9 protein-coding genes are annotated in these 9,364 nt (G+C 33.4%); 6 read left to right on the top strand and 3 right to left on the bottom strand.

Annotation, left to right across the window (positions count from 1 at the left end):
- Nucleotides 1-269, bottom strand: a 269-nt coding sequence (locus WFZ85_RS15215; protein ID WP_342697124.1) for a fasciclin domain-containing protein, incomplete at its 3' end; no start/stop codon positions are given.
- Between the two features lie 349 nt (nt 270-618).
- Between WFZ85_RS15215 and WFZ85_RS15210 the strand changes: the two genes are divergently transcribed.
- Nucleotides 619-753: a pyrroline-5-carboxylate reductase dimerization domain-containing protein gene (locus WFZ85_RS15210; protein WP_342697123.1), complete on the top strand. Its 135-nt coding sequence runs from the start codon at nt 619-621 to the stop codon at nt 751-753.
- A 55-nt stretch (nt 754-808) separates the two neighbouring features.
- Here the strand turns inward: WFZ85_RS15210 and WFZ85_RS15205 are convergent, their stop codons facing one another.
- On the bottom strand, nt 809-1,807 hold the full coding sequence (locus WFZ85_RS15205; RefSeq protein ID WP_342697122.1) for a fasciclin domain-containing protein: 999 nt from the start codon (nt 1,805-1,807) through the stop codon (nt 809-811).
- 454 nt (nt 1,808-2,261) lie between these two features.
- Nucleotides 2,262-2,786, bottom strand: coding sequence for a fasciclin domain-containing protein (locus tag WFZ85_RS15200; RefSeq protein ID WP_342697121.1), 525 nt, complete (start codon nt 2,784-2,786; stop codon nt 2,262-2,264).
- A 160-nt stretch (nt 2,787-2,946) separates the two neighbouring features.
- Between WFZ85_RS15200 and WFZ85_RS15195 the strand changes: the two genes are divergently transcribed.
- The 5 genes from WFZ85_RS15195 to WFZ85_RS15175 all read left to right on the top strand — a co-directional run.
- Nucleotides 2,947-3,687: a toxin-antitoxin system YwqK family antitoxin gene (locus WFZ85_RS15195; RefSeq protein ID WP_342697120.1), complete on the top strand. Its 741-nt coding sequence runs from the start codon at nt 2,947-2,949 to the stop codon at nt 3,685-3,687.
- Between the two features lie 38 nt (nt 3,688-3,725).
- The gene (mnmA, locus tag WFZ85_RS15190; RefSeq protein WP_342697119.1) at nt 3,726-4,913 is read left to right on the top strand and encodes a tRNA 2-thiouridine(34) synthase MnmA; all 1,188 of its coding nucleotides are present in this window, start codon (nt 3,726-3,728) and stop codon (nt 4,911-4,913) included.
- 27 nt (nt 4,914-4,940) lie between these two features.
- Nucleotides 4,941-6,563, top strand: a complete 1,623-nt coding sequence (locus tag WFZ85_RS15185; RefSeq protein ID WP_342697118.1) for a S8 family serine peptidase — start codon at nt 4,941-4,943, stop codon at nt 6,561-6,563.
- A gap of 23 nt (nt 6,564-6,586) precedes the next feature.
- Nucleotides 6,587-7,531: an NAD(P)H-dependent flavin oxidoreductase gene (locus WFZ85_RS15180; protein ID WP_342697117.1), complete on the top strand. Its 945-nt coding sequence runs from the start codon at nt 6,587-6,589 to the stop codon at nt 7,529-7,531.
- A 374-nt stretch (nt 7,532-7,905) separates the two neighbouring features.
- On the top strand, nt 7,906-9,364 hold a 1,459-nt coding region (locus tag WFZ85_RS15175; protein ID WP_342697116.1), incomplete at its 3' end, for an Ig-like domain-containing protein.

The following is a 9,364-nucleotide window of genomic DNA, read 5'->3' as shown; positions in this document are numbered from 1 at the left end:
TTATTCACAGTAACATTAGCACCAAGCGAAGTGAAAAATGTTGTAAACGCAGCATTTGTTGGAGCAAAAACAGTATATTGCCCTGAACCATCTAAAGTGCCAGCTAGATTAGTACGGGTAAGTGCAGCAACCAAAATTGATAGATCTGGATTGGCAACAGCAATGTCTGTAATTGTTTGCTGAGCAGGAGTGTTGTTGTCATCATCACTACATGAGAAAATAGTTAAAGATAATAATGCAATTCCGATAATTTTTGAAAATTTTTTCATTGTTTTTTGTTTTAAATTATTAATTATTTTTTTAATTTTTTTAATGATTACAAAAACAAAAAATGGTTGCGTATTATTTATAAAATAATTTATTTTATTTTTGATTATTACTATATTGTATTGATATTCTTATATATTTTTTTATCACAAAAATGGTATTTTATTTGAAAGTCTTCTAATTTGCAAAACCAAATCTATAGACTTTTACTCCATTGTAGACTAGTTCATACATTCAATAATTAAAGCAGTATTGTTTTAGGTTTAAACGGATTTGAGCGAAATTATTGGTCAATCAAACGTATATGGTTAGAGTTGCTATCCAAAATAGTAATTTGTTATCCAGCGTAGAATGGATAAAAAGGGAGCATCCAAAGGCGGAACAACAGAAAGTGCACTTCAAGTTTTTGAAAAGGGCAATTTAGAGAAAACAATTGTGGACGCTGTTAAATCAGCAAATAATCGTGCATTGGAACTTGGTAAATAAAAAAAGCGCAACTTTTAAAAGTTGCGCTTTTCTTTTCCATAGCAATTATGTTTTACTAATTTAAGTTTGGAACCAATACTTTATCTAAAACATGAATAACTCCGTTGCTACACTGCACATCAGTAGCTATTATATTAGATACTCTTAAATTAAAATCAGTTATTTTAGCTCCACCACTTGTACCTATTTTAAATGTTTGTCCTAAGAACGTAATTTGATCAACAGGGTTAGTTGGTAATGCAGATGCTCTTACATTTGCTCCTGCAATAACATGGTATTTAAGAATTTTATCTAATGCTGGCTCAGGTATAGCAGCTAAATTTGCAAATGATAATTCAGTTAAAGCCGCTGAGAAAGCTGTATTAGTAGGTGCAAATACTGTAAATGGCGAACTAGTAGTTCCACTTAAAATACCTGCAAAATTTGTAGTATTTCCTGCTCTCGTCAACGCGGCAACAAGGCTTGTGAAATTTGGATTAGAAATAGCATGATCAACGATATTTGGTATTTGTATAACTCTATTTACCACATGAATAACGCCATTACTTGCATCGATATCGGCTGCAGCAACAATCACACCTTTTCTTAGATTACCTTCAACGCCTGGACCACCGTTTATAGTTACAGTTGAACCAGCTTTTTGAATGAACATACTGATGGTTGGAGCTCCTGCTGCAGAGCTAAATGGTGACAATGTTGACTGATAAGACGATGCTGGTATGTTTGCACTTTTAATTTCACCCTCTATAACATGGTTTAATAATATACTTTTCAACGTAGGAAGGTCAACATTAGTAACATTAACATTTGGGCCAAGCAGTGCAAAAAATGTATTGAAAGCATCATTTGTAGGAGCAAAAACGGTATACTGTCCTGAGCCATCAAGCACACCTGCAAGTTCCGCTCTAGTTAAAGCTTGTACTAAAATAGAAAAGTCTGGATTAGAAACAGCTATGTCGGTAATTGTTTGCTGAGGCGTAGTGTCATCATCACTACATGAGAAAACAGTAATACATACTGCCAATAGGGTAATTTTTTTAAATAAATTTTTCATAATAATTTTGTTTAATTGTTCGATACAAACATAAATATTTTTGTTTAAACATATTGCGCCCATCTTAAACAAAAATGAATATTTAAACAAAATTTAACAGTTTTGTTGGACCTTTTAATTGATTAAACCTTTTTAAAATCTATAATAGTCTATTAAATATAAAAATAAAGATTAAACAAAATATGTAATTTTGTTCAACTTTCTTTAACTTTTTATTTTGAAATCTTTTTAAGTGAATATTTCATTTTTATTTTCATAACGGTTGTGACTTATAGAAAAGGAAGTATTGGATGTTCCTGTTGTAACTCAATATAGAGTACTTCATGTTTCTATTATAAATTTCATAAAAAATTGAAGTATTTTGAAACCTCTTTGGAATTGATAATTCTAAAATTTTAATAAAAAAAAAGGGTTGACTTTACAAGTCAACCCAAAATATAAATATATTTTATGTTTAATTTCCTAGATTTGGTAACATCACAGCATCTATTCTGTGGATAACACCATTAGAGCAATTTATGTCTCTAGCGATTACGGTCGCATCAGAAGTTAAAGTATTACCGTCTGTAATAGTAACTTCATCTGCCGTAGTGTCAATATTAACAGTAATGTTTTGGCCAAACAATGTAGCTGGTGACACACCATTAGACAAATCTGTTGACAGCACTCTTGTTGTAAGAACATGGTATTTCAATACATTTGATAATAATGTTTCGTCAAGAGCTTCTAAATTCGGTTCTCCAAGAGTTGAAAGTAAATCTAAAAATGCTGCATTATCTGGAACAAATACTGTGTAATTTCCAGACTGATCGAATGTTGCAGATAAGTCTGTAATTTCTAATGCTCTTACAAATAAGCTCAAATTAGGTGTCGCTTTTGCAACAGCGAGTACTGATAAAGGCGGTGTTCGTTCTAATTCCTCATCAGTTGAACAAGAAAAAGCAATAAAAGCTATAGCAACTAAGGCAATTTTTTTCATAAAATTTTTCATATGGTTTAGTTTAATTTGTCCAAATGTAAAAAATATTTCATTAAGTCTAAAAAAAAACTCAAAAAAAATTATTTTGATTTCAATCTCAATGCTAAATTGCATGATATTTAGTGTTGTCTTTCTATAATAATCAACTAAATTCTGCGTTATGTTAAGTACATTTGCATTAATAAAATTTCAAATTATGACAAAGAGTTTGTTCATTTTTTTACTTGGTTCGATTTCAATTTTTGCTCAAGATTTCAATAAATTAGATGCTGAGGGTAAAAAGCACGGATTGTGGAAAGGTTTTTATGAAGCTTCAAAAAGACCGCGTTACGAAGGTACTTTTGATCATGGAAAAGAAGTTGGCTTGTTTAAGTTTTTTGATGATACAAAAGCGGGAACTGTTATTGCCACTAGAGAATTTAATAAAAATGATAACTCTTGTTACACTATATTTTATAATCAAAAAAGTAATAAAGTGAGCGAAGGAAAAGTTGTCAATAAGCTTTTTGAAGGTGAATGGAAATATTACCATGAAGACTCACCGGAAATTATGACGATTGAGTTTTACAAGAATAATAAACTGAATGGCAATCGGAAAGTTTTTTATAAAAGCGGAAAAATTGCAGAAGAAACAATGTATGTTAATGGTATTAAAAATGGAGTATATAAAAAATACGCAGAAAACGGGGTTGTGCTTGAAGAAACAAAGTTTGTAAATGGAGAATATGATGGATTAGCTATCTTTAAAAATCCTGATAACGAGATTGTTGGACAAGGTATGTTCAAAAATGGAAAAAAAACTGGTATGTGGAAGATGCTCGAAAAAGGAAAGTTAATCGATGTCAACATGAACAAACAAGGTAAAAAATTCCAAAAAAGAGTTAAACCCTTGGAGGAATAATTATTATTCAAGTAATTTTGCCTCATATTTTGCTATAAATGAAACGAGTTGTTGTTGGACTTTCTGGAGGTGTAGACTCGAGCGTTGCTGCTTACCTTCTGAAAAAACAGGGTTATGAAGTTATAGGCCTTTTTATGAAGAATTGGCATGACGACTCAGTTACAATTTCAAATGAATGTCCGTGGCTTGAAGACAGTAATGATGCTTTACTTGTGGCGGAAAAATTGGGAATTCCTTTTCAAACCGTAGATTTAAGTGAACAATATAGAGAAAAAATCGTTGACTATATGTTCAACGAATACGAACAAGGAAGAACACCAAATCCCGACGTGCTGTGTAATCGCGAAATTAAGTTTGATGTTTTTATGAAAATCGCATTAAGTCTTGGAGCTGATTATGTAGCAACAGGCCATTACTGTCGGAAAGGAGAAGTTATAGTTGATGGAAAACCAGTTTATCAACTACTTGCTGGAATTGATAGTAACAAAGACCAGTCCTATTTTTTATGTCAATTATCGCAAGAGCAATTAGCGAAATCCTTATTTCCTATAGGAGAATTGACCAAGCCAGAAGTTAGAGAAATAGCAACACAGCAAAATTTGGTAACTGCTGAAAAAAGAGACTCACAAGGATTGTGCTTCATAGGTAAAGTGCGATTGCCCGAATTTTTACAGCAACAATTACAACCTAAAGAAGGGTTGATTTATGAAATAGACTCTAATAATCCGATATATAATCAACCACAACGAACTTTTTCTTCATTGGAGGAAGAATTGGCTTCTGCATCTGAAGGAATTAACTACACACCTGAATTAGGAAAAGTAGTCGGTAAACATAATGGAGCGCATTATTTTACTATTGGACAGCGAAAAGGATTAAATGTGGGCGGAACAAAAGAAGCACTCTTCATTATCGCTACCGATGTAAAATCGAATAGTATTTATACAGGACAAGGTCAAAATCATCCTGGATTATTTAAAAAGGCATTACGGGTTGATACCTCAGAAATTCATTGGGTAAGAAAAGATTTGGCTTTAAAAAATGGTGAATCGTTGAATGTTTTGGCAAGAATTCGTTACCGTCAAGCATTGCAAAAAGCTACACTTTATCAATTTGAAAGTGGATTGTATGTTGCATTCGAAAATCCGCAATCGGCAATTACTCAAGGACAATTTGTCGCTTGGAATATTGGGAATGAATTAGTTGGTTCGGGTGTAATTTCATAAATTAGCATTTTATTAATCGTAATTTCGATGAAGAAGATTTATTGTGTTTTGTTTTTCTTAGTCTATGTACTTGGTTTTTCGCAAGAAGACGCATGGGTTTATTTTAAGGACAAGCCAAATGCACAATATTATTTTGAAAATCCACTGCAAATGCTTTCCCAACGTTCACTTGATAGGAGAAGTAATCAAAATATTGCTTTAGATAGTAAAGATGTTCCTATTTATCAACCATATATTAATCAAATTAGTGCTTCACCCGGAATAATGGTCAAAGCGAAATCAAAATGGTTAAATGCTGTTCATATCCGAGGTTCAGTTTCCAATATTCAAAATTTGCAATCTTTATCCTTTGTTGATTCCATTCAATTTGCTAACCGAACACTCAATGTTTCTGGAAAACGTAATAATTCTGCTGGTGCAAATAAAGTAACTATTCAAAATAAGAATTTAGAAGTTGCCACTACTTTTGCATATGGCAATTCAAGTAATCAAGTAGAAATGGTCAATGCGCACCTTTTACATCAATCCAATAATACTGGAACAGGAAAAATTATTGCCGTTTTCGACTCGGGCTTTTCGGCAGTAAATGCGATAACTCCGTTCCAAAGAATGTTTAACAACCAATTCTATTTGGGTGGATATAATTTTGTAGCGGGAAGCACAAATGTCTTTTCAACACACAATCACGGAACAATGACCTTGTCTTGCATGACTGGTTATGTCGATGGTCAACTGGTTGGAACTGCGCCTGATGCTTCATACTATTTATTCATAACCGAAGATATTTTTGAAGAAAATCCTGTAGAGGAAAGTTACTGGGTGGAAGCGGCAGAAATGGCCGATAGTCTAGGCGTAGATATTATTTCAACTTCATTAGGTTACTTTGGGTATGATAATCCGAATTATAGTTATACATACCAAGATATGACGGGAAATACAGCTTTTGCATCAAAAGGAGCAAATATCGCTTTTTCGAAGGGAATGATTGTAGTAGCAAGCGCAGGAAATTCTGGAAATTCTTCAACACCAAATGTGGGTGTTCCTGCTGAAGCTACAAACGTGCTTGCTGTTGGAGCCGTAAAATTTGATGAAACCTATGCTACTTTTAGTTCTATTGGACCGAGCTTTGACGGAAGAGTAAAGCCTGATGTAATGGCCAAAGGGCAAAGCACTACTATTTCTGACACCAATGGAAATATCGTTACTGCCAGTGGTACATCGTTTTCTTGTCCAATAATTGCAGGAGCAATTGCCTCATTTTGGCAAGCGATACCTTGGGCGTCAAATCAGCAAGTGGTCGATTTAGTGAAGCAATCATCAGATAGATTTTCTAATCCAAACAATCAGTTCGGTTATGGAATTCCCGATTTTCAGTTGGCTTTGAATATGGCCCAATTGATTGTTCAAGAAAATGATATCGAAAACTTCTCCGTGTTTCCAAATCCAGTTAAAAATACTTTCTCTATTTCTTTCCCTAATTATACTGAGATAGCACAGTTACTTATTTATAATAATCTTGGGCAAAAGGTTTTAGAAAAGAATATATATTCAAATGATATTGTTTCATTAGAGGGATTTAGTTCGGGCATTTATTTTTATAAAATTAAAACTAATTTATTGCTCCAAAGTGGGAAACTCATTAAAAATTAAGTTTTTAAAAAAAAATTATCTAAATGAATAGAGTTACTCAACTTTTTGGCATTAAATATCCAATTATTCAAGGTGGAATGATTTGGAATAGCGGATATAAATTAGCAAGTGCCGTGAGTAATTCAGGTGGACTTGGCTTGATAGGTGCGGGTTCAATGTATCCTGATGTTTTGCGCGAGCATATTCAAAAATGTAAATTAGCAACCGATAAACCTTTCGGGGTAAATGTTCCAATGCTTTATCCAAATATTGAGGAAATTATCAATATCATTGTCAAAGAAGGAGTTAAAATTGTTTTTACTTCGGCTGGAAATCCCAAAACTTGGACAAGTTATTTAAAAGAAAGAGGGATTACCGTTGCACACGTAGTTAGTAGTTCAAAATTTGCTCTAAAGGCACAAGAAGCTGGTGTCCATGCTGTTGTCGCTGAGGGATTTGAAGCTGGCGGACATAATGGTCGAGAAGAAACAACAACTTTTACATTAATTCCGATGGTAAAAGAACAAATCCAAATTCCATTAATTGCAGCTGGAGGAATTGCAACGGGAAGTGGAATGCTAGCAGCTATGGTTCTTGGTGCTGATGCTGTTCAAATGGGCTCTAGATTTGCAGCTTCGTTCGAAAGTTCTGCGCACGATAACTTCAAAAATACTATTGTTGATGTAAAAGAAGGTGACACGCAATTAACTTTAAAAGAGTTAGCACCTGTTCGATTGATTAAAAATAAATTTTACAATGATCTTCAAGATTTGTATGCCAAATGTCCAACACCAGACGAGCTAAAATCGCTTCTTGGTAGAGCACGAGCAAAACGTGGAATGTTTGAAGGAGATTTAATCGAAGGAGAGTTGGAAATTGGCCAAATTGCAGGTTTAATTCACGAAATTAAATCTGTAAACGATATTTTTACCAATATTATTTCTGAATTTGAATTTGCTAAAAAACAAATCTTAGAAAACAGTTTTTAATTTATACGACGGCTCATTTTGATGTTAATAGGTTTGAATTGAGAGGTTAAACTTATTAACATTTTTTTTTATTTATCTCTATGTTTTTAGTTTTATCGGCTTCTTTCTTTTTGTTTTATTTCCCTTAAAGTATTTATAATCATAAATATATGTTCTGTTTTAACGGGTAATAGCAACTAAATAATGTTTATTATTTTGTTTATAACAATTTAATAAGTCAAAAAACACGTTAAAAATAATAAGTAATATAGTGCTGGTAATTTGTTCTACTTGTGCATATATCTAATTTGGTTCGCATAGGTCCGTTTAATTATTACAAAGATGTTGGAGGGTAATGTTTTGTTGATTTTAAATTATAATAAATTGTGTTGCTTATGACAATTACTACTTTAGCTAAAAATACCTTTTTTCATATTGTATTATTGTTGGCATTATTAAGTCAAAATAATAAAGCTTTTTCGCAGTGTCCAACAGTTTCGAATGCTATTCAATCTTTTTGCGATACCCAATTGCCAACTGTTGCTAATCTAGTTGCAACAGATAATGGCGGAGGAATAAGATGGTATGCTAATGCTACAGGCGGAACTCCTCTTTTGAGTTCAGTTGCTCTAATTAATGGTCAAGATTATTTTGCAGATGATAATACTGGGAGTTGTGGACCTAGACAAGGTGTTGTAGTCACCATATTGTCAGCACCGACTGGCGCCAATTTTCAGGGAGTTTGTGTTACTAATTTAACCCAAGCAACTCCATTAAATCCTCAATTTTCAATTTCAGGTAACAATCTTCAATGGTATACCGTTCCTACTGGTGGAACTGCAATTTCAAACTCGACTGTTCTAAACGATAATACTATTTATTATATTAGTCAAACAGATCCTGCTTCAACCTGTCAAACTTCAAGGTTACCTGTTTTTGTTAATGTAGGATTAGTGTCAACTCCTTCTGGAAATTTAGTACAAGAATTTTGTAATGTATCGGGAAATACGCCGACGGTTGCAGATTTAGTGGCATCAGGAAGTAATAATTGGTATCTAACATCTTCTTTCGGAATTCCGTTAGACCCATCAACTCCATTAATAAATGGACAATTTTACTATGCCACCACAGTGGATCCGCCATGTGAAAGTAGCACAAGATTGGAAGTTTTAGTCAATATTTTTGAACCAAATGATGCAGGATCAGATGGTAATATTGGGATTTGTGTCAATCAAATTTCTTCAACTGTACCATTTGATTTATATAGTTTCTTAGGAGGAACACCAGATAATACTGGGATTTGGTCTGGCCCAGTAGTAACAACAAATGGCTTTCAGGGTACAATAGATGTTTCAAGTTTAACTCTATCGGGAAGTCCTTATGTTTTTACATATACAGTATCTTCATCGGCATGTGTATCGGATGTTTCAACAGTAACTATTACTGTGTTGCCTTTGCCAACTGTTGTTGCATCTGTAAGTCCACTAACCATTTGTTCAGGAACTTCGGCTACGGTTACTTTTACAGGAACGCCAGATGCTACTGTGACTTATAATATTAATGGCGGTACAAATCAAACTATTACATTAAATGGTTCTGGTATAGCAACTTTGACAAATAATTATTTTACAAACACAACGGTTAATTTGTTAAGTATTTCAACTAACTCTTCGCCTAGTTGTATTAATTCACAGCCAAATAGCTTTGATATTACAGTAGTACCTTTACCAACCGCTACAGCGAGTTTCAGTCCTGCCACGGTTTGTTCGAATACAAGTTCCACACTAACATTTACAGGCACACCCAATGCTACAGTAACGTTTACCATCAATGGTAGTGCCAATCAAACCATAG

Source organism: Flavobacterium aureirubrum (genome assembly GCF_038739835.1).
Taxonomy (GTDB): Bacteria; Bacteroidota; Bacteroidia; order Flavobacteriales; family Flavobacteriaceae; genus Flavobacterium; species Flavobacterium aureirubrum.
Note: the sequence above shows the minus strand (reverse complement) of the source record. Positions and strands in the feature narration are given on the sequence as shown.